Here is a 26,692-nt window from a genome sequence, read left to right on the forward strand (position 1 = left end):
CTCAAATTCGGTTGCTCCCTCGTCTGCTGGAACATCTTCAGACGGACGGAGCAGCCTTTTTGAATCCATCTCTTAGCATCCGAATCCGACGGTGGCGCGTGATGAATCGACCTGAAAGCAAGTTTGAGGAAGCCGCAAAATGTTTCAGGGTCCTGAGCCAGACGGCGGTGCAATACCACGGGCGCCATTCCTCGGTGGAAGTCGAGGACGGACAGGAATTGCCATTCAATCTGGCAAAGCGCATCCGGGTCAGCATCGGTACGACCTTGCAACTGCTGGACCAACTCTCCGAGTTCGTAGAGTGTTATGTCGGCGACGCTTGTCTCCTTCTGAATCGCATCCTGGAACGCTCGTGTCAACACGTCGGTGGGCACCTGCTTCTTGTCGCGCATCGCGCGATGTAGAAGGCGCAGCGCAGCAAAGGGTCTGTCGTTCTCTAAAAGTTTAAGTGCGCATTCAAGCGTATGCTCCGGTTCGACGTTCAGCCATACCTTGATAGCCAGCCAGTATTGTTTGCTTACGGACTGGCCACCTGCCTCTACCCGCGTCCATGCATCAGGCGTGAATGGAAGATAGGTGAAAAGATGCGCCACTTCCGCGGGTTGCCAATCAGCCCACGACAGGCTATCAAGCCAATGCCAACCTCCTGTCGAAAATAGCCCCTGGACATAACCCCTTGCGGCGTGCTGCATCGCCTCGGACCCGGCTATGAGAAAGTGCGGCAAGAGGACTCCATCGTCGCACCTTTCGTTGAGCTCGCCCCACGAAGTCCCCACGAGATAGGGTGACGCAACTTCCGATAAGAAAGTGAGGAGGGTCTCGTTGCCGATATCCAGCAGTTCGCGAATCGCATCCTGCCGCCGTATCGCAAGACTGGCCACGTGCGCACGCCAGTCTCCCGGCGCATCATGATTCGTGGAATCGTCAGGGTCGAACAGGCTGAGACTTCGAATTTGCGGAGACGGCGGGGTCAATTTGTGAGATATGACTGACAGCCGATCAAGCTGCTCTGGCCGCATCGCCCATGCGGCATCGGAAACTAGTCGATGCTGACAGATAGTTTGCTCGAGACGTCGCCAAAGTCCGTATCGCTCGCGTTCAGCCACACCCGCAATTTGCTTTGAATCAAGAAGTTCGACCGCCTGTTCCCATTGTGGAGGAGGAAAGCTGGCCATGTGGTCCAAAAGATCCGCAAGCCTGCCGGGCTTTCCGGCAGCAACCTCAAGCGCGAGCCCGATGTAACCTGAAGTCTGCTCCCAGTATTGCGGGTCGCTGACAGCGCCCGACCAATCCTCGGGAATTGATATTCTCCATGTCGGCTTGTGACCACCGTTCGAAAACGTGTTCGCGTTTGGCATCAGCCCGAGTAACAGCTTCCAGCCGACGTGCTGCAGCCTCGCACTTTTTGCGACAAGAGATACTGCAGACAGCCGCTCCGCGTACGATGCGCACGTCTGGGGGTGCCAAGGCAGAAATATTGTGATCAGTGAGTTGATCGGGCGATTTACCCACCTCCCACCGGGGTCCAGCGTTGCCAGTTCTGCCAGACAGTCGACAACCTGCCCGAGATAGGCGCTCTCCCACGCCAGGGATTCCAGCCCCCAGAGTAGTCCGGTCATGTAGTTCTGGCCGAAGACGCCGGAGTCTTCCTCCTTGAATACGGCGACGAACGGTAACGGGGTCGCCCCAAGGGCGGCATCAACGCTTTCCAGAAGCGCTAACGGAGCTCCTTCAGCAAGCAACGGCAGCAGTTCGTTGATACTTGCCCATTGTTTCGAAGTAGCGTCCTTGAGCACCGACTTCACAATCCGGGAGGAGACAGAAGCAGATAGCCCGATGGCGCACGACGTCAGTGAATCAGGTCGCGCACCAAGCAACGCCAATGTCGTGGCAACGCCGCCACGCAGCGTCGCTGAATGTGTGAGGCCTTGCCCAAGCAGTCCTGCAACTGCTCGCCTTTCTTTCGTTAGGCCAAGTGCTGGGTCATCCTCCCCGAGTACCTTTTCAGCAGCATCGAAAAAGTCGCCGAGGTGGCTGTCGTAAATCAGGCCGCCCAGCGCATCCCAACCCTCGCTGAGTGAAACGAACTTCCACACACCATCCTGATGGGTCACCGGTGCGTCACGTTTCGTCGCCACCTCGCGAAGTGTGGTTACCCAATCGTGATACGAGCGTCGTGACAGTTTCTCTACTACCTTGATATCAGCCGGAAATCTCTCATTCCACCCACCGAGGAGCATGGCAATCATCAAGTCGGCCGCGCGTGGACCGTTCGCCCACGACGGCGTCGTCGGCACGTCCTTCAGCGAACGAACCAGCACTTCAAGATTGCCGTAGCTCTTGCGGGCAACAGTACGGGCACGCTCATCGGCAAATCCGGCGTCCCGAAGCGTCCTCTCGAGCAAATATGGCTCTGGATTTCGCAATGAAACAGATGTCGAATGCCTGGCGCCTCCGGGGACGCTGCCGTACACGATTCGATGCCCACCTCTTAGCGCCTTTTCAAGCAGCTTTGAGCCGCCCTCGCTGGAAACATCAAGCGTGGGATCCGCGATCAACACGTGAGGCTCGCGCCTCGAAACGATTTCGTTCCATGCATGCGGGCCGGAAACGATGAGGCAGCGGCCAGCGACATCAGCCTGACGCTCCGCTTCGAGACTTGCGATATACGCAGAAACGAAATCAATCACCTGTTCCGGATGACGGGTTTCAAGGCGTAACTGCACTGCTTCATCTGCCAGAACCGCGTCCAGCCGTTCGCATGCTTCCTGCCTGTCAATCAAAAACAGTTCCGCAGGCAGGTCAGGAGGTGCGCCTGCAGATTTCAGCAACCGCCAGTGTTCACCCGGTACTTCAAGTTCCTCTACGGCAATGCCCAGCTGTTTCGCGAACCATAGCTCCACGGCCGGCACGTGATGCAACCAGTCAGTCAGCTTTGTGCCGTCGATTATGCGAACGTCTTTCCACTCGCCCCGTTGCTGGCGCCGTGCGATCCACGCCAGCTGGTTTTCTCCCCGCCAGTCAGCCGGGAAATCTCTCCTGCCGGACAAGGGGGTCACGAAGATAAACGTAGACGTCGCGCGCACTTCAACTGAGACAGCCTTCGTCAACGCCAGGTAGTCATCGTTCGCTTTCTTCTGTGCATCGATGCTGGTGCCGATTTCCCAATACGACCGCCCCTCTGGAATGAACGGTTCATACGGATATTCCGTGTGCAGTTCGCCGTCCGGTCCGTGTTGTCCAATACTGTCGCCGAGGGGAAATCGGCGGTTTGTTGGGCGCGGCGAAGATGCTGCCACCAGACGCCACACAAGCTCAACTACCAGCCCTTGCGCCTCACGGGAGTGACCGCGCACCCATTCGTCGAGGAAGTTTTCAGTAATCAGATTCAAAGAGATCTCCCGCTGGCAGCCCGGCCCTACCAATCCATATTTGCCGCTCGCTCTTGCCGCGCGGCATAGTCTTCCATGAACTTTTTCATTGATCCGATAGATCGCATGGCCTTAGCATACGTACCGTCGGTTGCGTACTTGAGAACGGTAGGCAGTTCACTCTCCAAACACTCACGGGCAGGCTCTCGCGTGCCCGACCACAGGTGCGTGATAAATAGTTCGATTTCCCGCAGGGCACTCCTCTCGTCAAACTCCGGCCCTCCAGTCAAAGAATAACGATGCTTCGGATTCCTAGTCAGCACGACCGGCACTGCCCCTGCTCCTGAGTGAAAATTGAATGCTTCACCCCGCTTTCCGAACGCTCCGTGCGCCATAAAATTCCGGATTTGCGTCCGGAGTGCAAGAAGGTTGTCATAGTGAGTCTTCATTGTCGGCTCGTCGATATCCAGCGCCGCCCTGAATTTCGTCTTCCAGTCGGCCTCCGCCAGCTTTGCGACTTCTTCCCCGTTTTCGACTCTTCCCTGCAGAATGGTCAGGTGAATGAATACGTGCTCGGTCCAACTGAAGAACGCTTCTATCGCGGCCTGTGCGCTCCACTCCGCTTCGTCCCTCAGTCTCAGACCCGGAAAAATATGCGAAAAGCGCAACTTGTGGTTGTTCAGCCCCTCCTCCGGCTTCGTCATTTCGTCACGTCGACGCAATGCCTCTGAGCCCAATGCCTCGAATTGCTCGCGGAAGAATTGATATCGTTCGAACAGTACGGCACTTCTGTTCACGACGTTGATATTGGGTCCCTTCGCGGCGGTCCTGGCACGCCACTCGAAGTACGGTTCAGCGGCGGCCACCGCGCGCTTAAGGAGTCGAACTATTTCGCGGGCATCGGCTTCTGCCTCCTCGCTCGACTTCGTGCTGCGTGTTGCGGACGGGTCAGGATTCGGTGCGAAGACTCCGATTCCCATCTTCCGATGCTCAATTCCATAGAGCTTCCCGCGCAAGCGAACCGGTACAGCCCAAGCGACCTTTTCCCACTGTCCGAGATGGGGAAATCGCAAAAGGTCGACCAGCAGAAAATAGACAAGATAGTACGGCGGCAAATCACGTCCGGCCTCGGTCCACGAGGAAAGAAAAAACTGTTTCGCCTCCTCGCGAGACACCGGAGGCCCAGCAGGCACGAAATCCTCCATCGCAGCGAGGACCGTCTCACGAACCTTGGCCATTTCAGATGGTAATTCTTCGTCGTGTGTAGGCACGGCACCCATTTCCGTCATAGTTTAATCACGAGCGTTAAACAATGGCCATCATAGCGTCGTAATGCTGCGTGTCATTGGCCCGCACCAATGCAAGCAAATCGGTAAGCACAGCGGGCGCCTCCGAAAGCACGGAAAGGTCATGCTCAGGTTCCGTTATCTGCTCCATGTGGGAATGCGTGTGCAGGAACCGGATGACTCGAGCCTTCGCCGCTGGGTCACCTTGTAGCGCCTCCAACTGTTGGGCAAGGTTTCCTGCTCGCCCAGGAACGCGAAACGCGAGAAACGACTCCAGTAGCCGGCGGGCGATGTTTGGAAGACCGTACACGTCGGCGAGACTCGCCGGAGCAGCGGATTCAGCACCGGCCTTCACACACCGGAACAGGTAGTGGTATTCCGATTCGTATTCGTGCAGCAAGGGATCAAGTGTTCTGAGGTACGCGTTCCGCTGGCCGTCGTGAATTCTCATGGCGAGCATGTAGAAATGTGCGCTCTTCGACTTCTCAGGGTCGTACGGACGGTCCCGCAGGCCTCCTGCGTAGTTGAACCAGTTCTTGACCTGCCGGAAAAAGCCAAAGTTGTGCGTCAAAACAAATATCTGCTTTGCGTCCCTCGTCCGGTCTTTCATGTACCCAAATGCACAATATAGGGAATTTGCATCGAGGCTCGACACGGGGTCATCGATTACAACGACGCCATTCTTGATATCGAAATCGGCGTCTCGCAGCGTCTTGAGAAAGTACATGAAAGCGATCGCCGTTCGTTCCCCATCGCTCAGATGCATAGCGGGGTTGCTCCCCCGCATGATGGCGTACCCTGTATCCCTCGTTTCGAAGCGCAGTTCGTCCCGCCCGAGATAGGCTGCCATTTCGCGACTGAGCTCTTCCGCTGGTTTCAGGTGCTGCCTGATCTCACGCTGCAACTTCGCTATATCGTTAGTAATGGGGCCAATCTTCTTTCGCACATCCTCACTTGACATAGTCAAATCTGCAACCGTCTTTTCACGGATGGACCATTCCGGGAAGCTCTTCACGCCTTCGTCAATTTCGAGTTGGGCGCGGGCAGCGGACGCAGACTTCTGGAAATTTTCCGTGTACTCGTTGTGAGACTCAACAAGGCGAACGATCGTATCGGCACCTGCCATTCCGACTGCGATGCCCATCGCGTTCAGTCCGTTGAGCACAATCTCCGCTAAATTGACCAGCACGGAGTCGCTTTCAAAGTCAACCACGCTCAGATAGTTCTTGAGTTCGAGCCGGGAAAACGGGTCACTTGTCTTTGCCTCAAGCGCGTCCTTTAACCGGTCCAGATACATCTCAATGAGCACCGATTGTGTCTTCAACTTCCCTACGGCCTTGTCGAATTCCTCGCGCAGGTGCGGATACAGGGCCGACCTCTCGGGAATTTCTCGGGCGCGGGGTTTCTCGCGAAGTGATTCAACGGAAGACAGAAGCCCGCTAAGACGCTGTTGCTGCGCTTTGAAATGGTCATTGAAGTGTGCTTCGAGCGCGGCGACCCGGGCAGGGTCGAGTTGCTGCTTGCAGAACTGACAGTGCGTCTGTCCATGTTCGTGGAGCCGCATGCCACGCTCGACCCAACTCGCGACGTCAGGAGCATCGACCAGTTCCTGGAGAGTGCTCGCCACCACCGTCTTTTCCAGCTCGATGCCAATCGCGCCCGTGAGTTCGCCAAGCTTAATGCTTGCAAACGACGGAACTGGCAACGGGGGCATAGGCGTTCCCGCCAACGCCTCCTCGAGGCGCTGTCTTTCAGAGGCCTCCAGCTGTACCGGCGCCTCCGGGGCCGACTTCAGCCTTTGCATCAGTTCCTTGAATCTGGGGGCCTCGTAGTTGTTGTAACGTGAATCACCCAACAGCAGGTTGCGAATACCCCTCGCCTGACTGGTGCAAAAGGAATTCAGTTCTTCGGTTCCGGCCTTCTTGTCCTTCTCGATTGTCGACAGTTGCACGTTCAATGCATCGCGCTCGGCCTGCAATTCGGCAATTCGCTTCTGCTTCTCCGCACTGTCTTCGCCAATGTAAAAAACCGGCGGCAGTGCTTGCCCCGGCATTTCGAAAACGCTTCGGTCCACGAAATCACGGTTGAAGACACGGATGGCCGGCAACTTCGCGGAAGTAAAATCGGAACCGGACACCACGGTTCCATCGACAACGAGCTCGACAACACCCGTATCAGGCGACACTCTCTGTTGCAGAGACCGGAACAAAGTCGATAGCGATGTCTTGCCCGCCCCGTTCCAACCATAAATCAGGTTGTATCTTCCGAAGTCAGGAAGCCCCTCCCAACGAAAATCGCGAAAGATACGGTAGCCTTGCAGCTTCTGGATTCGTTGAATTGTCATTGTTGTTTCCATCGTCTAACACGCCGCGCATCGCTGGGCCGTCTGACCCAGACCATAGCGACGATTCTTTGCTCCAACCGTGCTGGCTGCGGCGGTTCCACATGACGCCTGCCCTAAATCAAGCGGGTATCCTCTCAGCCACCCGGCGAGGCTTCCGGCTGCTCTGCCGAATCTTCAGCAGCATCTTCGCGTCCCAACCGCGATAAGCCATATAGAATCTTCACAGGGAACGGCGTTCGATAGTGTCGGACCGCGATCATCTCCATTGGATGAAACCCTACCTGACCGTCCTCGCTAAAGCTGGTTATCGGGTCGTGCTCCAGAAACTTGTTGATCCGCTCGCGAAGTGCCTCGGCCGAAGACGGAAACTCCATGATTTCCGTGTTTCCAGTCGTCGTGTGTATCGGGCCAAAGAACATCCGTTTTTCTGATTCGGAATCTGGATGCCAGACCTGAGGCACCACCTGAGGAACCTCTTTCCGCAGCAACTCCACCGCATTGGCGTATTCTCGCTCCATACCAAGAGCAACACACCACAGAAACACGTACGCAGACATCCAGGACGCCCCCATCATGGTCGCGATGAGTTCGTCGTGCTGGCCTCCCTTAAACTCGACCAGGTCATCGAAGGAATCACTGCTGATTGGAAAATCGAGTTGTCGTCTGAACGAGAAGAGCAGGCGGCCGCACAGTTCCGAAAGCCAGCCCAAGGCGGCAGCATGCCGATTTGTCATCGTCAGCGACAGAAGTGCAAGGGACACGTCAATGGCGTTTCGGTCGAGCCTGGGCGAAGCGGTCGCAGGCATATTCGCTAACATAGCTGCCAGCAGGTCAGCGATGCCGCAGGCAGTTTTGTGTTCGGAGTCGTCTGCAAGACAGAATATTGCCAATCCAGTCGTCGCTACCAACCCGACGTGCTCGAGGAGCACTACGCCGTATTCGGCGCTCTCGCGTGTGTATCCAGACATGCCATCCCGGACCATCATGTACGGCGCCATCTTTCTAACGTATGCCATGGCGACATCCATATAGGTTTGCGATAGCCGCATGAAGGATTCTCGCACCTGCCGATGGCTTGGGTCAGAGGATGACTGAATCCGATGCCAGGTCTTCAGCATGAAAAGCTCTGCTGCCACAAGCGCCTGTCTCGTGTCACCAGCGTCCTGAGCGGCCTTTGCAAACATGTGCAAAGCGAGATTCAGTCGGGTAATCGCTTTCACAAGCGGCTTGCCATCCTTGACGGTCCCATCAAGCTCACCGGATTTGCCAAGTCCGAGCTGGCGCCGCAACAGCCGCTCCAGGTCTGCAAGGCTGTATTCCTGCTCGCCGGCGAATGCCAGTGCCTTTCTTAGATTAGTCCGGTCGTCCTCGACGAATACGTGTTCATCGAGCATGTGGCGCTCAATCAGGTCTGCGACCTTATCGCCACCCCAAAACTCGAATTGAGCCTCATTTGCGCGCTTTTCAATGTACGCAGTCCAATTACGTTGCGTGTCCTGTTTCAGATCACCGGTCGTCGCCAGAATGATTCGCTTACGTAGCGGTTGATGCGCGGGCTCCAGATCTCTGGGAAGGCAAACCTCGATAATCTCGTCCAGACTCTGCCGGACGGCCTGAGCGCTACCATCCCAATCCTGCCGTCCCAGGTCACCCTGCTTGATGGTCAGCAGCACCAGCTCCTCCACCCCGTCCACCGGGTTCTTACCCACGACTGGCAAATCAACGCCGTACTGCCGCACGCCGGTCTGCGGTCGGGCTACAGGCACATATCCCATCGCGGAAAGAAGGTCGGGAAGCAACCTGTCGAATTCGTCACGCTCCCGCAACGTACGCAGGAAGCTGGAAATAATAAGCCTCATTTGCTCTCCCTCCGTGCGGTTTGGAAAATCAAGCGTCGGTAGGCCTGCCCGACAGGGTCAAGTACGTCCCTGCGCGGCAAAGCCGCCGTCATGCGTTGTGTCGTCATCTTTGTAACGGCAGGGTAAGCACCATCGACCATCCTGAAGAAGCCTGTGCCGCCTTTCACAGGCACTGTGTGGACAATTTGCGCCCACACCGATTCCTTGCGCGCCGCCCTCATTGCGCGCTCCATTTCTTTTGCGCGGGCGAGCGCGAAATCTCGTGAAAGGCGAACCGGCGGCATCAGTTCGTTCGCGACAGGTCGTGTGGCGAGTGCCTCCTCATTCGCTTTTATCGCATGCACAACCTCGTCGATCAATTCCACCTCGCTCAAATCAGCACAAGTTTCCCGGTATGCCACCAAGGCCTCCAGCGTCTGGTCCGGATAGTCATAGCCGACTTCGCTTACCAGCGCTTCCTTGACAAGCTGGAATGTCCGCTCCTTCGCATTGGAGATCCGGAGAAGCGATAAAGTAAGGGATAGAAGTTGTCGTTCCTGGAGCACAAAACCAAGAATGCGTCGGTAAAGAAAAACCAATCCCTGTGCGTCGAGCGAGTCAGCTGTGGGCATGTCGAGAGGTACACCCGGTTTGCCATGCACTACCGCGTGCGATAGCAACCCTCCGGCCGCGGCGGCCGGGTTACGCTCGTCATCAAGCAGCCAGTTCGTTACGAGCTTTCCGAGGGCACCAGGCTCTCCCATCAACCAATGGACCGTTTGCGGAAAGAGCCTTGCGAAATCAGAGTCCCCAAACACACCGCTACCGTGTTCACGAATCCACCTAGTAAGCCAGCCGATAACCTGCTCGACAGCGGAGCCGCCGAGGAGCAGACAGAGAACATGATCAACACTTCCGAGTTCGTCACTATCCTCGATACCCAGCGGGAGACAGTCGCCTACCAGAGGAAGGATAGCTTCCAGAGGCTCCGTGGAGCGGGAGATTGCGAACAGTCCCGATGCAAGCGATTTGATGGCCGTCATATCCCGGGTTTCCATCAACCGCTTCCAGGTATCGCGACACAATTCATATTCGGGAAGGCCGCATACGACGTTTTGACAAGCTGCGGCATGCAAATCCGTGCCCGCGTCGACAAGGTACGGTTCGAGACTTTCCTCGATTGCCCGAACCTGTTCGTCGGTTAGATTTCTTCTGGTGCATAAACGTCCGAGCATCCACATGCATACCTCGCGCGTTACGGCGCTATCACCGCGTACGCCGGCCGAAACGCTATCAAACACTGACTGGCTATCATTGGTCCCCAGTGCATACAGCGCCGCACGATGCAGGTCGGAACTTGTTGAGCTCTGAGCGGATGCACAAATTTCGAGAACTTCGGAGCAGAGCTCAGTCCGCGAGGCCAGCGCCGCAACGAGCTTCTCAAAAAACGGCGTGGCAATCATGCTGCCATCGTAAGCCCCTTGCAGCGCAGTGCAAAAGGCGGATAGTGAATTCGCGGAAATGGCAGGCAGTTCAGTCAGCGCCTCGCCCATCATCATCGCCAGACCGAGCGGCCTTCTTTCGCCGCTCGACTGGATGAACGCCGCAGCATCTAGGAGGGCATCCCGATTCACACTGCATAGAACAACGAGGTGTGCCGCAGCGTGCACAGGGTGCAGTAGCTCGTCCTGTATCAAGCTCTCCGCAGCGACAAGGTATCCGGTCGCAACGTCGTCGGTGAGCCCCTTGAAAATCTCCGCTGCGGCCAATCGGTTCCTCTCGGTCAATGACGCGAAGACCACCTTGTTTCCTTCAATCCTGTAAGCATCGTCGACCAGAAGCGGAGTGAGACTAGCGATCTCTTCGCCAGTGACCTCTGCCTGAAGAGTCAACGTTCGCGTCCGGTGAAGCTCCAAAGCGAGTTGGCCGGGCGTGCGTGGCGTCGGATTGATGGGGGAGCCGGACATCGATAACACCTCTTGGTAGGTACCCACAGACCGACATCGCTTTCATCGGCCTCTTGCTGTTTCGAAAAAGGTCGCAGGGACGAGGCTTTGGCCCAGAGGTTCTGCGCCCCGCTGTGCAATGGCCACGGGTTGGCAATGTCGCGCATTGGGCATCGTCGTCATTGACGCAAACCCGCGAGCGTTCAATTTCTGGAAACGCGAAGGCTTCATCGAGCTGCTTCGCAATCCGAGCGGGTCATGCTAGCGATTGGCTAGACGGCCCATTTCCACGTCGAGTTGTAAGTCCAGATGTCCATGTCTGCCCAATACTCTTTGACCCACATATCGACGCCATTCGTGTACTTCAAATTATCAGCCAGCAGGTTGTAGACGTCAGCGGTGATGCGCGTCGGCTTGCCAGCGAGATTTGTAAGTTTGGCGGCATAGTTTGCAGCCCGACCAATCCAAACAAGGTCGTTGTCGCCGCGTACACCGATTCGCGCTGTTCTCAGGCGACTTGTGTCGATGCCCACGACATGCTTCAAGACAAAATCCGTTGCCCAGCCTTTTGAAATTGATGGTTGGATAATATCTAGGACAGCGGCGTTTATCCTTAAAGGCCAGTTCAAAAAGGCTGCTCAGCACGGCTGAAGATGTTCCAGCAGACGAGTGAGCAGGCTAGTTTGAGGAATGCTTCGTGAATGTCAGATCGGCGTTCGAAGCGAATGCGAAGACGACGGAAGCCATGGAGCCACGAATGAGTCCGTTCGACGACCCACCGGAATTTGCCGAGGCCGCTGCCGTGTTCGGTGCGGCGCCTGGCGATGACCGGTCTGATGCCGCGCTCGCGAAGTCGGCAGCGATGCGAGTCGGAATCGTAGCCACGGTCGGCGTAGATGATTTTGGGCTTGCGAAGCGGTCGGCCGCGAGTGCCGCGAATCGGTGGGATCGCGTCGACCAGCGGCAGCAGTTGCGTGACATCGTTGCGGTTCGCGCCGGTCAGGATGGCGCTGACAGGAACGCCGTTCGCGTCTACGAGGATGTGGTGTTTGGACCCTGGTCGTGCGCGATCGGTGGGGTTTGGCCCAGTTTTTGGCCCGCCCCAACGGCTCGCACGGACGATGAATCGACAGCCGCATATGAGAAATCGAGCTGGCCAGATTCGCGCAGCTTGTCGAGCAGCAGTCCGTGCAGCTTGTCCCACACCCCGGCCTGCTGCCAGTCGTGCAACCGACGCCAGCAGGTCGCTCCAGAGCCGAAGCCCAACCGGGTCGGCAGATGGTTCCATCGCATCCCTGTCTTCAGCACGAGCAGGATGCCGTTGAGTGCTGCACGGTCCGAGACCGGCAGGCGCCCGGGATATCGCTTGCGTCGCGGTTTGGGCGGTGGAAGTAGTGGTTCGATCAGTGCCCACAGCTCGTCATCGATGATAGGTGCCGGCATTCCTTGATCCGTTGTTCAGGCATTCAAGGTTAACCGTTTCGCGGGAAAGTAAACAGCCCTTCCGCGCTCTTTTTGAACTGGCCTTTTAGTGCGCATCGCGCAGCAGACGTATTCTTTGAGCCCCCGGTGAAGACCGCCATGACCCGGTCTCCATCATAGGCAGTAATCACGCCACCTTCGTCCTTGATGATATCCGAAGAGCATTTTAAAAAGGTCTTGTAAATCTCTGCGCTGAACTCCCATTTTTTGGTATTAACCATGTCGGTAGAACCGTCCAAATCCGCATAAAGGACGGTCGCAGCGTTGAGGTCCTTCGCGTGGTTTGAGTTGAGACGCAGATCCTCCGCATTGGGCACTCCCGTCGTTTCTTGAACTTCCCAGCTGCTCGTAAGCGTTTCACCAACCCACTTCTTCAGGTCGTCAGCAAGAGCCATTGATATTCCCTAGTTGTTTTAGTCCCAGCAACCATCTTGCCGTAGAAGGAAGCACCTTCGGCTCCGAGATCAGTTTTCTGGACTATCTAAGAGATCGTCCCAAGACTCATGATGTGCTTGCGGAGCGCGGTCGCAGCGGGGCCAAACTTCGCTTCGGTATCGTTCTTTTCGTCGTAGACATAGGGGATCGTCGTCACGCCGGCCATGTCGCTCGGAAGCTTGACGCCTTCTCCACGCGGCTCCATCAAGATCGCGCGCTTGCGGCCGAGGCGTCCCATGAAAAGGCCGAGCTCGAAGACTACGTTATCGCGCGGTGCAGGCCATTCAGTGCCGCGTGCGTTGGTAACGTCGTCGCCATGAGCGATTGCCACCGCGAAATCGCACTGATCCAGCTCACGCTCAATATCGTCGAGCGTATAGTTCGCGACCTTGAACACGCCTTGGTTCCAAGGTACCGTCAAGAACTTGTCATGCGCGAACATGGATTGCAGCAGGTGCGCGACGGCAACCGCTTCAGCACTTGAAATCACGAAGACGCGGATTTTGTCGCGCTTGGCGTTCACGAACTGATTGCGCTCGATCAGGCGTCTGGAGAGTTCTTTGGCCATCCGGCGCCAGAGGTCCGGATAGCGGCTGCCGAGCTCGCTCAGTTGCTGTTCTGTGATTTTCGCGATTAGAGATTCTTCAACTGCGATTACCGTCGCGGACCGTTTCTGGATCGGCTCGACGGCTGCCATTTCTCCGACTGAATCGCCGGGGAACCGCCGGCGGATTGGCGTAGCGTTGACGACGATGTCGAATGCGCCGGCAATGATGAAGTACAAATCGTTATCGGTAGCGTCCTGTTGGATGATGACGCCGCCAGCGCTGACCGGAATCAGCTCCACCATGTCCGCCACCTCCGCCGCCAATTCTTTGTCGCCGCCGACCAGCTTCTGACCCATGAACGCTTCAATACGCAGGCGTTTGCCTGCTTCCCCGGAAAATCGCGCAATCATTGTCGTTCTCTCTCTTTGTCGTTTTTTCGTGAAAACACCAACGATGATTTTAACCAAAAATCCAGGAATGTCTTCGAGCAGCCCGTATTGCGCACGGGCGACGAAACCAACCTTAACGAACGCCTCTGGGATATGACTCAGACCGGGTTGTCCTGTGCGATGTAGTCATCGACACGGTCGGGAAGTAGTGCGATCTGCCTGCGGTCATCGCCTTCAACGAATCGCTTCATAAGTCACCCGGTCTCAGTGCGTTGATTCAGTTTAGGCGGTCAATGCGTTTTCACGCACTCTGGTCCCGGAATAAACGACGTCGATCGCCTAAGTTTACGGCGAACATGCGATTTTGCATGCCTGGCTTCCATTATCGAGAAGTAAGCAAGAGGTTGAAGCTGTGACACTCGCAAATCCGATGACGCATGACAGATGTGACCTCTGTGCCGTCCGCCTGTGCGAGGTCATGATCCAGCTTATCCGCGTAAACCGTCGTTCCTCCGCGTTCCAGTATCTCAGCCTCAGCAGGAACGTGAACCCAATCAGAAGATGAATACGAGAAAAACGTCAATCTCTGCGGGAGCCGGCGCTCGGCTCGTCGCAGCCGCTCAAGCCGGTCCGCCCGGTTACCTGACCGGTTCCGTTCGCTGAACTCCCGAGGCGACGGTATTCGGGCGGCACTTGGAGTCTTATATCGTTGCGGCGCGCTCCAATAGCGCCTTTGTTTCCGTGAATGTTCTGACTTCCCAGTCAACCGGATTCTCGCCAAGGAAACGTTGCTCATACCGTTCGCCGCTTTCATTTTCGCCGAGCGCGAACGAACACTGCGAGAGCGTCGCATAAATCCATTTCTTGTCTGAGCGGTCACCAAAAACCGGATCGTCGATCAGCCCTGTCAACAGTCCAACGAGCGATTGACGGACCTTTTTCGCGCTCATCTGATCAAACTGTTCCTCGGCGGGGTCCGACTGAACCCGTGCACGCAAATCAAGGCACGTCGCGAGATTTTCGCCGTTGTAATAGTCCCGCCTTATCTCAAAACCCCGCCGGTAGTAGCGGATCGCCGCATCAAGTTGCGTCCGGTCTTCCGTCTCCATCCACAGTCGCTTCCGGATAGCACCAGCAATTCCCAACGTCTCCGGATCATTCGAAGCCTCCGGATTCAACGCATCGACGATCGCCCTTGCCCGCATCAGTGCATCAAGTGCGGAGGGACTTTGCGCCTTGTATGTGGCGAGTGCAAGGCGTTGGATAATGAAGGTATCGTTGGCCTTCATCCTGAGGGCGCCTTCATATGCCTTCACCGCGTCGGCATGCTGTCCATTTCGATGCGCCTCTTCGCCTTTATGGAGAAACTCGGACAGCTTTTCCTGCGCGACCTCGGTCTCTTCAAGCACCTGTTGATATCGCTCACCACTCATCAAAGGCTTTTGCAAGCCGGGGAGATAGGTGTAAACCGGACTATCCGTCTGTCCAGATTCAAGTGCAGCCTTGATCAATTCTTCAAGCGCGCGCCGCGCCCGCGCACTCTCCCGACTGCCAATGTCGTCGCCGAGATGGGTGTACTGAAACGTGCTGATGTGATTAAGGTCGAAATGCAGCCGCCCGCCCGACTCACTCATGATGATCGTCGTATTAGGACAAAGGGCATGGCGAACGCCAAGTTCATATACTGCATTGACATTGGCCGTTGAGATATCTGCGATGACCAGTTCTGCACGCAGCAGAAGCTCGTACATCCTGCTGTCAATCACGCCCGAATGCTTGACCTCGTCGGCGCGGATGCAACGAAGACCTGCAGCCTCTGCCGCAGGAAAGATGATTGACTCGTATGTTGCGTCGAGGTCAAGCGTCCTGCCTGTCTGGAAATCTGTCTTCCTGCCGAACCCCATCACAACAAAACATACCTTGCGCAAATCGTCGCTGATCGAATGCATTTCTGGTCCATGTTGTTTACTTTGTTATCGTCGGCCTTGGCGCTTGGCGGTCAGGGTCCAACACCCTCTTCCATCTATTTTCATGCTAAAAGGTGAAACTGGATCTACTGGATGAGGGAGAACGAGGTCCGTACCTTCAGATGATCCACTACGTTGCGGATGCGGTCGATTGCCGGCCCCATCAACTCGGCGCGCGTCTTGGGGTCAGGGGCGGTTTCGTATTCAAGCGGTATCAGTCCTTTGAAGTCAGACGGCAACTTGATCTCGGTCTGCCGCGGGACAAGCAGAATCGTCCGGTGTCGCCCGAGCCGCGACATAAAGAATCCCAATTCGAAAATCACGTTATCTCGCGGTGTAGCGGAAGTGCGGTCGCGCGAAAATACAAGATCATCCGGCTCAGCAAGGGCGATTCCGAAGTCCGCAAGGTTGACCTCGCGCTCGAGCACCTCAACTGGGTAGCCGCTGGGCGGAAAAACCAGTTCATCGTTCCAGACGGTGACGTCGGATTCCTTCGACAGCCCGACACGAAGCGTGCGCGCGATCGGGGCCGCCTCAGATGACGAAATAATGAATATCCGTGGCCGCTGATTGGCCCGATTCACAAACTTGTTTCGCTGTTCAAGCCGGGAGGCAAGCTCCTGCGCAAGCAGCCGCCAGACGTCGTTCGTCCGATTGCCGATCTCGACGAGGCTGGTGTGATCGACCTTCAGCGCGACAACGGGTTCAAGCGCCTCGATCGTTGCGGAACGCGGAATCGAGGAGTTCACCGCAGACATCTCGCCGACGGTATTACCCGCTTCCCGCGGATAGAGCCGGATGCCGTTGACAATCACCATCGCCTTACCGGACAACAGGAAGAAGACCGAGCGATCACTTGCTCCCTGCTCGATGATGACAGCGCCGGCCGCGTATTCGACAAGCTCGCCACCATCAGCGAGCGCTTCGGCGACGGGGCGCTGTCCGCGGATAACCTTCTGGCCAAGCAGCTCTTCAATGAGTACTTCTCGATTCCTGAACCGTTCAATCATTTTCATGGTCATGCTCCACAAGACGTGTCTTCTTTGCCGCGAGTGGTACGTTGCTGGGGCCCGAAGGGGTCATGCACCGGCCGCCCGGATATCCGCAGGTCGATCCTCAGCGGCCCTCTGTGCGTCGTGAACGCCTGCCCCGCTATCTCAACGTCGCACTTACCTCTTAAACGTGCGATCAGAAGTACGGCAAAATGCGGCGCCTGGGGACCGTCCTCGACAATCTGCATCATCTGCCGCAGATCGATGGAACTCGGCTCAACGGAGAAAAGTGGATGTGAGTGCCACTCGCCAAGGTAGTTGTAACGTTCAAAATTCTTTCCTGTACGTGCGAAGAACCGGCTCAGGAAGCGCCGGTGCGCTTGCGGGCGTCGAACAAAGCACGCAACCGAGCCACCTGAGCGCTGCACCGACATTTCGACCACGCGAAACTCCGCGTCGCCGATATGCTCCCCAACAAGAACGCCACCGATCTCCCTGCTCCCGGCGCGCTCCAGCTCTTCTCTCAGCCGGGCCACGAGGTCAGGCGGGACGTGGACGATCACAGAAATCCTTTATGAGACGTTGAAGGGTCCCGAGCGCCGCCGTATCGGGATGCGTCACTTCGCGAGTTTCCGCTGATCCCAGATCGATCGGGAACGTGTGGAAAGGCTCCGCAAAGATCCAGCCCGCCTCAAGGCCAATGAAATATGCCGAGTGTGGGAACACTGATTCCGTGCCTTCCACGAGCAGGTCAATCACGAACCGGGCCGTATGCGCAGCAATGACGGCCACATCCGCATCGTCGGCCACATGGATCACGTCGCCGGAGACAGACTCATAGGGCGCACTTGCCTGCGGAGCAGGAATTCCCTTGCCATCACACCATGCGGCGAGACGTGCGCGCGCAGTCTGCGGCGACGGGTCGAGCCCTGGGCGCGATCGCGCGACAAGGCCGCCGATCCCTCCGGGAAACACTTCGGCCCACACTAGCGGCTTCGCCATGCGATCGATGACTGCACCCAGTAGATTGAACACATGTGCAGTTGCAGTTGCGTCCACAACCAGATCACATTTGCCAAAGCGTGAGAGCACGATCGCAAGACCCTCACTGCTCTCCTGACCCCCGAGCTGATGCCTGAAACTGACGCATTGCGCGGTGGGCGACACGAGCCCGATGCGGCGTGCTAGTGCGTCAACCTTCTGGTCGCCGACCGCAGACCAGTCAAGTTCATTTCTGACGATATTCTCCGGCAGCATGACGTCATCGTCGACCAATACGAAGTTGCAGACACCTGATCTCGCCAGGCTGACCGCGACCTTGCTTCCAAGCGAACCGCACCCGACGATGGCAACAGTCTTCATCTTAAGCAGAGACCGGTTCGCATGGCTTCGGTTGCCACTACTCTCCTGCATATGGGCAAATTCGAAAACGCTGTCATCGTTCTGCGACATTGACATCAATCTTGCACGACCTTGCGCCCAGACGAGCAGCAATTCGAATGGCTCGCGCTGAACGTCGGCGGGGTATGCGCATCCGAGCCGGCTCAGTTCGTCCATGAATGCCGTTGCCACGCGGGACTCCGGCATTGCGGCGCCCGACGGCAAAATGGCAACCCACCCTTCGACTCGCGCACCGGTGTCCAGGAGCGCTGGTGGCACGGTCCGGTCGAGCCAGGCTTCCGGTTCCCCCGCCCGCAGCTCGACAGGCACGACCACAGACCGGGTACCAGGTGAATGCCAGGCGAACGAAATCCGGTGCATGGCCGGCGTCGTCATTGCGTCCAGCGTCGAAGCCATCGCCTGCGTCTGCAGAAGTCGCAGGTCCCGGTTGCGCAGTTCCTGCCCCACACTCAAAACATGGCGGGACGGCGTCAGCTGGATTGGCTCGTTACCGTGCGGCGCTTCCGTTTGCAAAAGCCGGTAAGCACTCGCAATCATGTCGCGTCCGGTGACCGACGTCACCCAGTTGTCAGGCCCCCATTCGAGACAGAGCTCGCCCCCCTTCCCATACTGGTGGTCGGACCAACGTTGTGTTGAACGAGGAATAACGGAAGGCGGCGAAAACGGGAAAGACGCCGGATAGACCAGCGTGACAGAGTAGGCATGCAAATCGACGCGGATCTCAATATCGAAACAAAGCCGCACCGAGTCGTCCAGCCGCATGCCCTCAATGGTCATCCAGTCGCTTTCGCGTTCGAGCTCGATCAGTCCTGCCTGTTCTCGGCCCAGCCGCCCCGTATCCTCAATAAACCACATCATGCGAATCCGGCGGGTTTGGTCGGCGCAGCGTTGTGATTCGGAAACTGGAAGGCGGTCGGCGCCGGTGTTGCCTTTTCGAGCAGGCCCGCGCCAGCGATGCCCGTAGCGGCGGCCCGCGATGACTTCGAAGACGACTCGCCCTTGCGGGAAAGCTCCGCGGAAGCGCATGCGAAATCCAGATCGGCACGCTTGCGGTCCGATCCAAAGATTGCGCGAGCGGCTTCCGAAGCCCAGCTATATGCGCTTTCGCCGATGGCGGTTTGCCGACCGGTACAATCGAGTTGCTCAGCCTCCGACTGCACAACACACCGACCAGTCGCACATCGGATCATTGCGCCTTTCATGCCCAACCTGGTGATAGCCACCGGACCAGCATCGAAGCCAATCGCCAGTCCGAGACCGTCGGTCGGGATGCCCGCACTTTTCAGGTCCGCAAGCGCAACGTTGAAGCTGCTACGCAAGGCGCCTGTGCACAGAATTGCATTCGCGGCGCTCGCCTCAGTATCGGTCGTCTGTGCCGTGCCCGCGGCTATCACACCATGCACGCAGTCGCCGATAAACCGGATTTTTCTGCCGCCGAAGTCCTGCGTCAACACGGCATCCAGTTCGCTACGCAGTACATGAAGCGCACGCACCACATCTCGCGCGCCAGTGTCGGTGTCAATGTGTTGTGCAACATAGCGCGTAAAGCCATCGATGTCTGCGTAGATCGAGACGGCGTCATTGCGGCGAGAGTTACCGGGCGTTAAAAGCTCGAGATCGAGGTCCGCGAATGGGGGGGTATGGCCGCTGAATTCAAATCTCGCGATCGGATTGTTCTCGAGGTCTGTCTTCCAGTCCCGCAGCACCGTCTCCGCGGTGATCGAGAGTGCGGCCTCACGCTCACATTCAGCAACGTCTTCGTTACCCAGCGCGCTAGCGTCCTCATCCTCCACTTCGGTGAGGCCAATCGCGCTGCGCGCCTCGTTTGTCAGGAAGATTCCCGTCGCGTCGCCACCACCGGCGCGTTTCGCTGCGTGATTAGCCGGAACTCCAAGAAATAGCGGTTCGGCACTGCCACGGCGTCCATTGCAGACCGCAAGAGCGATCCCGGTATCGATCCCGACGCGCACCTCTGCCGCAGGGATGTATTCGTCGCCGTCTTCTCCTGTGCCCGCAAGCACGTCGATGATCAACTGGGCAGTCGCCACGGCGCGATTAACCCGCAAGGCTTCGTCGTCGTAAGGTTTGGCGAAAACGGCATGGAGCCGCTGATTGTGAAAATCGACCTTGATGGCGTCGACCGCACCCAGGATGCGATGCACAGCACGTTGATGAAGATTTAGAAAGCGCAACGTGCGGCGATGACACGTCGGCCCCTCAGACTGCGATGACATCAACATCTCGTCGAGATTCAGAATGTCGACGTACAGGTGCACGCCATCAACACGGTAAGCCTTATTGCGTGGCAAGTCGTCAAGGTTCGTGTCGCGCTTATATTCGCGAACCTCGATGGTTTCGACTTCTTTGAGCCGCGTTGCAATCCGGGCTTGCGCCCGCTCTTTTTTCCAGTTGCCCGCCGCCATCTGCACCCCGTCGCTAGTGATGTGAGGCCAGCAAACCTGACCGAATACTAATTATACGAGTAGTTTTTACGTCAGTATATTTTTTATTCGGACTTTGCCATAATGCCTCATGGATATCCAATCCCACATGTCAGATAGCGCCCCCCGACCCAAGACAAAATGGGGACAGCAACGTCGTCTCGAATTCGTTGAGTACCGGCTGCGGTGGGACGGCCACATTAATCGCAGCGACCTGACTAACTTCTTTGGCATCTCGGTGCCGCAAGCCTCGCTCGATCTGTCGGAATACGACAGGCTGGCGCCTGGTAACCTTGACTACGACGCTAGTACAAGAACGTACCGTTGTGCGCCCTCCTTTGATCCGATATTCGAGTCCAGCCGGGTTGAGCGTTACCTTGACGACCTGTTGAAGATGACGGTCGAGAACGAAGTCCCGTACGGCAGTTTTCTTGGCACATATCCACCCGTCGCAAGCGTTCCTCGCCCGTGGAGACACCTTGATCTCGAGATAGTCGTTGCTGTGGTAGCGGCAATTCGCAGTAGAAGCGCGCTGGATATCGCCTATCAGTCGTTTTCGAGCCCCGAGCCGGCGACACGGCGCGTGACGCCACACGCGCTCGCACACGATGGCTATCGTTGGCATATGCGCGCGTTCTGCCATAAGAACCATGACTTCAGGGACTTCCTTCTTTCTCGTGTCCTGCACATCGAAGGAACGGAAGCGGATCGCGACCGGCAACCGGACGATCGCGCGTGGAGCACGATGGTTGATCTGGTCCTGATGCCGCACCCGGCACTGAAAGTCGCTCATCGCAAGGTCATCGAACTCGATTTCGGGATGGTCGACGGCGAGTGTCGTCTGCAATGTCGCCAGGCAATGCTCTTTTATGTTCTCCATCAATTGGGCTTGACAGAGGAAGACCGTGGCCGCTCCCCAGAGTCCCAACAGATCACCCTGAAAAACCGCATCGAGATTGCCGGGTTGCTGCCAAGAACGCAATACCGTTGATGAGCGGGCGCCTCGACCGCCTCCAGCAATCATCAGCCGACGTCGCGTCTTGCCTGCCATTGCGTATGTTCGCGCGAGAACGCGCTCTCTGCGTCGCCCACGAAAGTGGAGAACATCCCCTCGTCATCACCTGCAGGCAACGCGACGCTGATGATGGAAATTTCATGCGCAGCAAGTGCGTAGGATGCCGCCATCTCCTGAAAGCGCTTCGCCTGGATCCATCCCATTGCCGCTCCCGCGATTGCAGTCAGGATGTCGGTTGGCCAGAGCTGCACGTTCGGATGATCAATCTTGACAACCGCCGCCGCGAGCGCGAGTGCGTTTGCCAGCACGAGGGTAGAAAACCAGATCAGCGAAGCGCGCTTGTTTGACTGCGCCTTCTGTTGATACCACGACAACTGGTCCCGAATTCTCCCATCCAGATATCGCCGTTTGCGCTCCGCCAGTTCAAGATTGCGACATTGCCGCATCGCGACCGTAATCTGGTCCGGTTGCGCGGCAAAGGTTGCATGACGGGAGATCTGGCTGTTGGCCGCGAGAATCTTGAGAAGGCTTTCCGAAAACAGACGCTCCGCCCCTGAGTGTTCAACGTTGTACGGCTCCGCTCGCATCATGAAGCGCCACGATATGGTCTTGATCGATTCCGCCAGCGCGCGCATGCCATACCATACCCGTTGTGGCTGCCACAACGCGAGATACACGGCCATGACCAACCCGAGCAACAGCAGCACAGCCTGCGCCTCCGCGAACCACGCAGCAGGATAGTTGACAACCGAGAGCGTTGCCGCGGCGATGAGGCTGATCAGATTGCAGCCCAAGGCGAGATGAAATCGACGTTGCGCGGTCTTTGAGGCTGCGTCGGCTGCCTGCTGCAGTGCCGGAAAGTCCTTTTCAGTCATTGTTGTTGTCCCATAGTTACTGGTGGGATAGCTCGGCAGGATATCTGCGGCGCGCAAGGCTATCCCCGGTAGGCGGTGGCACGGCTGAGTATGAGTCGTGAACCTTCCGAGCGAGTCACCCGGTACAGTCGCGGTTTGGTGTCATCGGGCGGCTGCGTCTTTTCAAGCCAGTCCGGCAGGCCGTCCTCAATAACCGTGGTGCGCCCTGACTTCTCACCGAACGCATCAAGCTGTTTGCGCCAGACGCGCACCACATCCCCGGCCTTGCCCGAGAAGAGCGAAGCAAACGGAAGCAGGCCAATCGGTTGACGCAATGAGCCGGACTCAAATAACTCCAGCGCGTCTCTCGCACAGGTGACCGCAGAGCGCGCCTCTATTTCAAGCAATCCCAAGCCAGCCCTTGCGCTAGCGGTCTTTGCTGCGTAGCCCTGCATCCTGCCCTGAATCTCACGGATCTTGGCCTGCACGATCTGCATTCGCTGCCGGCGTTCACCGATTGCACGGTATCCCGTCCGAAGGAGGTACATTCCGACCAACGCGGCGAGGACAGCACCTGCACGCCTACCATCCAGCCACCAATCGACTGCTGCGCCTAGCGCCGCCACCCCCGCAATGCAGGACCAGTAGGTCCGGGCCCTGGCGTTCAGACCAGAAAGGTTCGTGTTCACCGACTCCTGCTGCGCGAGAAGTGACGAATCCGCTCTGCCCAGCTCCTCCAACTGCATGATCTCGCTGTTGAGCGCCTGAGCCGCGGCCCCCTGTATGGACGACAACTTCTGAAGCGCACTTTGCGCATCCCGCACCAGACGACAAACCCAGTTGTACTGTTTCGACGCGGATTGCCGGGCAGCCGCAAAAGCCACATGTCGGCTCGCGCCTTCATCCAACAGGGTCGAAGCGGCACTGCCAGCAAGGGCCGCAAGCCGACCTTCGACTATCAGGATACGGTTGGCGTTCCCGACCATTTCGAGACGCATTTTTTCGATCATCGCGTTGGTCGCGCCTCGCAACGAACGAAGCTGAGGATCGGCGAATATCTCCCGGAGGCTGGGAAAATAAAGATCGCCGGCAATCCGGACCTCTTTCATCGCGTCACCTTCACGTCTGATCACAAGGCAGCGGGCCAGCTCAATTCGGGCCTTTGCATAACGCGGCGCAACTTCTGTCGCCTGTCGCGCATAAAGCACCGCTTCGTCATGCTGCTCCAGCAAGCGCGCGGCTCGCGCGGCCAAGAGGTAGCAGGCCGACGCGCGAACGCGAGAGCCTTGGTCCAGGGCCATCCGGGCAGCACGTTCGCTAAGCTCTCTTGCCCGGACACAATCCTGTTTCCTGCCCAATGCAACATAGAGAGAGGCGAGCCAGTAATTGCTGAGAAGATCAAGTGGCCGGAGTTCGATGGCGCGCTGCAGATGCCGGATTGCACATCCATAATCCGCCAGCGAGATAGCCCGTTGCGCTTCTTCACGTTGCTCGTAAGCCGCGACAGCAGCCGGCCTCATCAGCACATCGCGCGTCTCCGAAAATTCCGCACGATCATCAATCATCGATAGTCCGCGCAATTCAAATTCGCGGGATTCAAGCGCAGTGACGTCGGAGTCATCCAGCACGCCTTCATCGGAAATAGCGTCAAAAAGATCGCGATGCTGATCTGCGTCTTCAATGTGCAACTGTCCGAACCGAAGCTCAAAGAGCGCGATCACCAGCGCCTCAAGAATGCTCTGTGCAATCTGCTCCACGCTAGCATCCGGCTCGAAGAATCCGACAGTGTGCCGCCTGTCGACCTCGCGCTGCCAGCCGCCCAGCGAGGTTCCGGCAGCCGCGAACCGGATGCGGCGGTCGCGATAATGCTCGCCAACGCAAAACACGAGGACACGTACGCCGGCCTCGTCGCGGACGGCCTCCTCGTACTCGAGATGAGTAAACGATTTGGAGTGCCCCGGTGCTACTGAGCCATATTCGTCGCCTAGCAGCAGGATCATGAATTCCGACCTCCGAACGTGTGCGAGACATTCAGCAAGCGGAGGACGGTGGCTGACCAGCCCGTTGTCCAGATCAACGGGCGAAAATTCTGCGATCGGATGATTCGCGATTTTTCTGGTTAGTTGCTCACGGAGTGCTGCAAACTCGGAAAATCTGGAAGCGATAAAAACTGAAGTCTTTGCTATTGACATATTGTTGTATGACGGCCCTCACCATCACCGCAGCCTCGACACGACCCGGCGGTGCACACCGATCAGCAGCCCAAGCCCGTTCGCGAGCGGGATCCAGTATGAGGTGCGTCCTGTGCCGTTCTCGATCCGCTGGTGTCCATCAACCTGGATTAGCCAGTTTCAGGCTAGGGCATAAAGAACTCCAACCCGCGGGTAGTCGTTCAGGTCTTCCTTTGCCCGCGCGAGAAGATAGAAATAAGGATTGCCGCCGATTGCCTCGGCGATAGCGTTGCCGACAGCCAGTGGAACGTACCGGTGGCCGCCGAAAAACCCGGGCTCCCTTCCCCACGATATGCCACCCAGTATCTCCCTCGATTTTCCGCCACGCACCATCGCTATCGAGCTAGGCATCGTGGGCTCGATAATTTCACCCGTCTCCAGGGTGAGCCATGCGTGAAAATTGACGCCCACGCGCTCTTCACGTGCGAGTTCGACCGGATCGATGCCGCTCTCACTCCAGCGGCGGATATCTTCCCATGTCGGGCTATAGATAACAGTCTCGGAGGTCCACAGCTGCCCGATCGTCAGGCGGACCGGAACACCGAGCGAGCGCTCAAGAAATGGTCGCAGATAATGGCACCACTTGAGACACTGGCCCGCTGATGAACCCAGATCGTCAATCCCGGCCGCACTGAACGCTTCACGAACCGACGCTTCGTCCGAACCAAGAACGTCTCTATCCAGCCATTTCGCCGCAGGTTCTTTGAATCCACAACGGTTCGTGAATTCGATCGCCTCTGTAAAGCGCTTTTTGTAATCACCAATCTCATCCACACCCCGTGGCAAAGCAGGGGGACGATAAGTCAATGACAGTAACTTGTTGAATATCGACATCTCTGGCGTCCGCGTGATAATCACCTACGGGATAACGGCTGGACTACCCGAAACTTTAATATTTTACTGAAGACTCGAACCGGCGGGAGGCAATCCAGACGGCATATTGAAAGCTTGAAACACCATAAGACCAGGCGCGCGCGCGACTGCCATGATTCATTTTATGAGCTGAGCATTGGCCATTGAATTTCCGCTCAGCTGGCGTGAAACTTGGGCGCAACTCCAGCGCACGTGTCGCTGACGGCGACGCGCATCTTGTTACACTCGCGGGCCGGTCCAACGCTGATCTCGCCGCCGTCGGGCATATGCCGGATTGCGTTATCGAGCAGACGGTCAGCAGACTTGATCATGCGATGGTCGGCGCAGACGGCCGACAACCATGGCGGGATGTGGGCCTGAAAACGGATCGTTCGACCTGCGTCCTGCCGGTGCGATGGACCATCGATCGATCGCGGTGCTGACCACCTTGCGACCGTGCACGCTACACGGATCGTCGCCTAGAATCGGCAAGGGTTCGCCGGCCAGAAACTTCACGCTGATGGCAGGTTGACTTGCATGCGGCTGTTATCCCAAGCGGCGCATCGTTGCATGATGCACCCTGTTCGCGTCGAGGAGGTAGACCTCGACGCGGGGATGGACCGCGGTCATTGATCCACGCGGTGTACGCAATGCCGCCGGTTTGGGGCCGTCATACCCGATCAGCTGTCCCGAGTTGCGTCGACCCGCTGGCGCCACTGCTGTCGCCGTTTGGTGACTCCGACTATTGCCCCAGTTTGGAGCGCAATGATCGATAGAATCGACGGGTGCTGCTTCGCCCGACGCTAGCGGTTGCCGTGTTAAACGATTCGTTGCTAACGCCGTCGAGTAGCATTGTTTCACGCGACATCTCCGAGACCGTCTGCGCGTATTTCGTTAGATCACTCTGGCTCTTCAAATAAGGCCATTTCATTAAATATTCTGGCAGGTCGACGTTTGTTCCAAAAGTCGCGAGCGGGAAATCCTTTTCCGTCGCCACCCCGATTTCCCAAGGTACCCACCACGATGATTTTGTCGCCTCCGAAACAATCGCCAGAAGGTGCGAGCACTTGCTCAACTCATTTCGTAAGTGATCGGCAATCTCCTCTCCCCGTGTCAGATGTGGATCTATGACATCGAGATAGCAGTCAATATCGTGCTCACCCTTCATATAGTTTTGAACCCGCAGGGCAGCGGAAGAATCTTGTTTCTGGTGGGAAATAAATATTTTCACTGTAGCCATGGTTTTCGTTAAGATTTTTGTCCAATCGGATCTGGATGGTTTTATTTTCAGATGCTGTCA

The 26,692-nt window shown here is 57.2% G+C and carries 19 protein-coding genes and 1 pseudogene; 1 reads left to right on the forward strand and 19 read right to left on the reverse strand.

All coding sequences use genetic code 11. The annotated features are described in order from the left end of the window. The 15 genes and pseudogenes from EVC45_RS37505 to EVC45_RS37575 all read right to left on the reverse strand — a co-directional run. The coding region (locus tag EVC45_RS37505) for a hypothetical protein (protein ID WP_129963170.1) at positions 1-3,392 on the reverse strand (3,392 nt) is incomplete at its 3' end. 26 nt (positions 3,393-3,418) lie between these two features. Beyond that, complete coding sequence (locus tag EVC45_RS37510) at positions 3,419-4,651, reverse strand: hypothetical protein (protein WP_248295415.1); 1,233 nt, start codon at positions 4,649-4,651, stop codon at positions 3,419-3,421. Between the two features lie 25 nt (positions 4,652-4,676). Continuing rightward, on the reverse strand, positions 4,677-7,001 hold the full coding sequence (locus EVC45_RS37515) for an AAA family ATPase (RefSeq protein WP_129963172.1): 2,325 nt from the start codon (positions 6,999-7,001) through the stop codon (positions 4,677-4,679). A gap of 134 nt (positions 7,002-7,135) precedes the next feature. After that, the gene (locus EVC45_RS37520) at positions 7,136-8,860 is read right to left on the reverse strand and encodes a hypothetical protein (RefSeq protein ID WP_129963173.1); all 1,725 of its coding nucleotides are present in this window, start codon (positions 8,858-8,860) and stop codon (positions 7,136-7,138) included. Next, positions 8,857-10,806 (reverse strand): hypothetical protein, encoded by a 1,950-nt coding sequence (locus tag EVC45_RS37525; RefSeq protein ID WP_129963174.1) that lies wholly within the window; start codon positions 10,804-10,806, stop codon positions 8,857-8,859. The genes EVC45_RS37520 and EVC45_RS37525 overlap by 4 nt, the downstream gene beginning before the upstream one ends. A 251-nt stretch (positions 10,807-11,057) precedes the next feature. Then, positions 11,058-11,414, reverse strand: a complete 357-nt coding sequence (locus tag EVC45_RS37535) for a hypothetical protein (RefSeq protein WP_129963175.1) — start codon at positions 11,412-11,414, stop codon at positions 11,058-11,060. Continuing rightward, positions 11,411-11,926 (reverse strand): IS5 family transposase, encoded by a 516-nt coding sequence (locus tag EVC45_RS48045; protein WP_373683114.1) that lies wholly within the window; start codon positions 11,924-11,926, stop codon positions 11,411-11,413. The genes EVC45_RS37535 and EVC45_RS48045 overlap by 4 nt, the downstream gene beginning before the upstream one ends. Beyond that, positions 11,818-12,228: a transposase gene (locus tag EVC45_RS48050; RefSeq protein ID WP_373683113.1), complete on the reverse strand. Its 411-nt coding sequence runs from the start codon at positions 12,226-12,228 to the stop codon at positions 11,818-11,820. The genes EVC45_RS48045 and EVC45_RS48050 overlap by 109 nt, the downstream gene beginning before the upstream one ends. Positions 12,229-12,311: 83 nt before the next feature. After that, positions 12,312-12,662, reverse strand: a pseudogene (pycC, locus tag EVC45_RS37545) (Pycsar phage resistance system uridylate cyclase PycC); the annotation flags it as partial. An 86-nt stretch (positions 12,663-12,748) separates the two neighbouring features. Next, positions 12,749-13,660: a Pycsar phage resistance system effector protein PycTIR gene (gene pycTIR, locus EVC45_RS37550; RefSeq protein WP_129963178.1), complete on the reverse strand. Its 912-nt coding sequence runs from the start codon at positions 13,658-13,660 to the stop codon at positions 12,749-12,751. A 680-nt stretch (positions 13,661-14,340) separates the two neighbouring features. Continuing rightward, on the reverse strand, positions 14,341-15,588 hold the full coding sequence (locus tag EVC45_RS37555; RefSeq protein ID WP_211193540.1) for a TRAFs-binding domain-containing protein: 1,248 nt from the start codon (positions 15,586-15,588) through the stop codon (positions 14,341-14,343). A gap of 104 nt (positions 15,589-15,692) precedes the next feature. Further along, complete coding sequence (locus tag EVC45_RS37560) at positions 15,693-16,622, reverse strand: TIR domain-containing protein (protein ID WP_168991611.1); 930 nt, start codon at positions 16,620-16,622, stop codon at positions 15,693-15,695. A gap of 2 nt (positions 16,623-16,624) precedes the next feature. Then, positions 16,625-17,161: a Mov34/MPN/PAD-1 family protein gene (locus tag EVC45_RS37565; protein ID WP_129963180.1), complete on the reverse strand. Its 537-nt coding sequence runs from the start codon at positions 17,159-17,161 to the stop codon at positions 16,625-16,627. After that, complete coding sequence (locus EVC45_RS37570) at positions 17,139-18,857, reverse strand: ThiF family adenylyltransferase (RefSeq protein ID WP_129963181.1); 1,719 nt, start codon at positions 18,855-18,857, stop codon at positions 17,139-17,141. Before EVC45_RS37570 ends, EVC45_RS37565 begins: the two co-directional genes overlap by 23 nt. Further along, positions 18,854-20,422: an adenylate/guanylate cyclase domain-containing protein gene (locus tag EVC45_RS37575; RefSeq protein WP_129963182.1), complete on the reverse strand. Its 1,569-nt coding sequence runs from the start codon at positions 20,420-20,422 to the stop codon at positions 18,854-18,856. Before EVC45_RS37575 ends, EVC45_RS37570 begins: the two co-directional genes overlap by 4 nt. 109 nt (positions 20,423-20,531) lie before the next feature. On the opposite strand from EVC45_RS37575, the gene EVC45_RS37580 reads away from it, so the two are divergent. After that, complete coding sequence (locus EVC45_RS37580) at positions 20,532-21,431, forward strand: YafY family protein (protein WP_129963183.1); 900 nt, start codon at positions 20,532-20,534, stop codon at positions 21,429-21,431. 32 nt (positions 21,432-21,463) lie between these two features. Here EVC45_RS37580 and EVC45_RS37585 read toward each other — a convergent pair whose 3' ends face one another. The 4 genes from EVC45_RS37585 to EVC45_RS37605 all read right to left on the reverse strand — a co-directional run bounded on the left by EVC45_RS37585 (position 21,464) and on the right by EVC45_RS37605 (position 26,632). Continuing rightward, the gene (locus tag EVC45_RS37585) at positions 21,464-22,330 is read right to left on the reverse strand and encodes a DUF4231 domain-containing protein (protein ID WP_129963184.1); all 867 of its coding nucleotides are present in this window, start codon (positions 22,328-22,330) and stop codon (positions 21,464-21,466) included. A 59-nt stretch (positions 22,331-22,389) separates the two neighbouring features. Beyond that, positions 22,390-24,501 carry a DUF4062 domain-containing protein gene (locus EVC45_RS37590; RefSeq protein WP_129963185.1) on the reverse strand — a complete coding sequence of 704 codons (2,112 nt, stop codon included), beginning with the start codon at positions 24,499-24,501 and terminating at the stop codon, positions 22,390-22,392. A 159-nt stretch (positions 24,502-24,660) separates the two neighbouring features. Continuing rightward, positions 24,661-25,374, reverse strand: coding sequence for a hypothetical protein (locus tag EVC45_RS37595; RefSeq protein ID WP_129963186.1), 714 nt, complete (start codon positions 25,372-25,374; stop codon positions 24,661-24,663). 760 nt (positions 25,375-26,134) lie between these two features. Further along, positions 26,135-26,632, reverse strand: a complete 498-nt coding sequence (locus tag EVC45_RS37605; protein ID WP_129963188.1) for a toll/interleukin-1 receptor domain-containing protein — start codon at positions 26,630-26,632, stop codon at positions 26,135-26,137. Positions 26,633-26,692: the final 60 nt, after the last annotated feature.

The organism is Paraburkholderia sp. UYCP14C (assembly GCF_004197395.1).
In the GTDB taxonomy this organism is placed as follows: domain Bacteria; phylum Pseudomonadota; class Gammaproteobacteria; order Burkholderiales; family Burkholderiaceae; genus Paraburkholderia.

Excerpts from the sequence above, each read along its gene's own strand:
- EVC45_RS37510 (WP_248295415.1), bottom strand. The coding sequence starts at position 4,651 with ATGGGTGCCGTGCCTACACACGACGAAGAATTACCATCTGAAATGGCC.
- EVC45_RS37515 (WP_129963172.1), bottom strand. The coding sequence starts at position 7,001 with ATGACAATTCAACGAATCCAGAAGCTGCAAGGCTACCGTATCTTTCGC.
- EVC45_RS37520 (WP_129963173.1), bottom strand. The coding sequence starts at position 8,860 with ATGAGGCTTATTATTTCCAGCTTCCTGCGTACGTTGCGGGAGCGTGAC.
- EVC45_RS37525 (WP_129963174.1), bottom strand. The coding sequence starts at position 10,806 with ATGTCCGGCTCCCCCATCAATCCGACGCCACGCACGCCCGGCCAACTC.
- EVC45_RS48050 (WP_373683113.1), bottom strand. The coding sequence starts at position 12,228 with ATGCCGGCACCTATCATCGATGACGAGCTGTGGGCACTGATCGAACCA.
- pycTIR (WP_129963178.1), bottom strand. The coding sequence starts at position 13,660 with ATGATTGCGCGATTTTCCGGGGAAGCAGGCAAACGCCTGCGTATTGAA.
- EVC45_RS37555 (WP_211193540.1), bottom strand. The coding sequence starts at position 15,588 with ATGCATTCGATCAGCGACGATTTGCGCAAGGTATGTTTTGTTGTGATG.
- EVC45_RS37560 (WP_168991611.1), bottom strand. The coding sequence starts at position 16,622 with ATGAAAATGATTGAACGGTTCAGGAATCGAGAAGTACTCATTGAAGAG.
- EVC45_RS37570 (WP_129963181.1), bottom strand. The coding sequence starts at position 18,857 with ATGATGTGGTTTATTGAGGATACGGGGCGGCTGGGCCGAGAACAGGCA.
- EVC45_RS37575 (WP_129963182.1), bottom strand. The coding sequence starts at position 20,422 with ATGGCGGCGGGCAACTGGAAAAAAGAGCGGGCGCAAGCCCGGATTGCA.
- EVC45_RS37580 (WP_129963183.1), top strand. The coding sequence starts at position 20,532 with ATGGATATCCAATCCCACATGTCAGATAGCGCCCCCCGACCCAAGACA.
- EVC45_RS37585 (WP_129963184.1), bottom strand. The coding sequence starts at position 22,330 with ATGACTGAAAAGGACTTTCCGGCACTGCAGCAGGCAGCCGACGCAGCC.
- EVC45_RS37590 (WP_129963185.1), bottom strand. The coding sequence starts at position 24,501 with ATGTCAATAGCAAAGACTTCAGTTTTTATCGCTTCCAGATTTTCCGAG.
- EVC45_RS37595 (WP_129963186.1), bottom strand. The coding sequence starts at position 25,374 with ATGTCGATATTCAACAAGTTACTGTCATTGACTTATCGTCCCCCTGCT.
- EVC45_RS37605 (WP_129963188.1), bottom strand. The coding sequence starts at position 26,632 with ATGGCTACAGTGAAAATATTTATTTCCCACCAGAAACAAGATTCTTCC.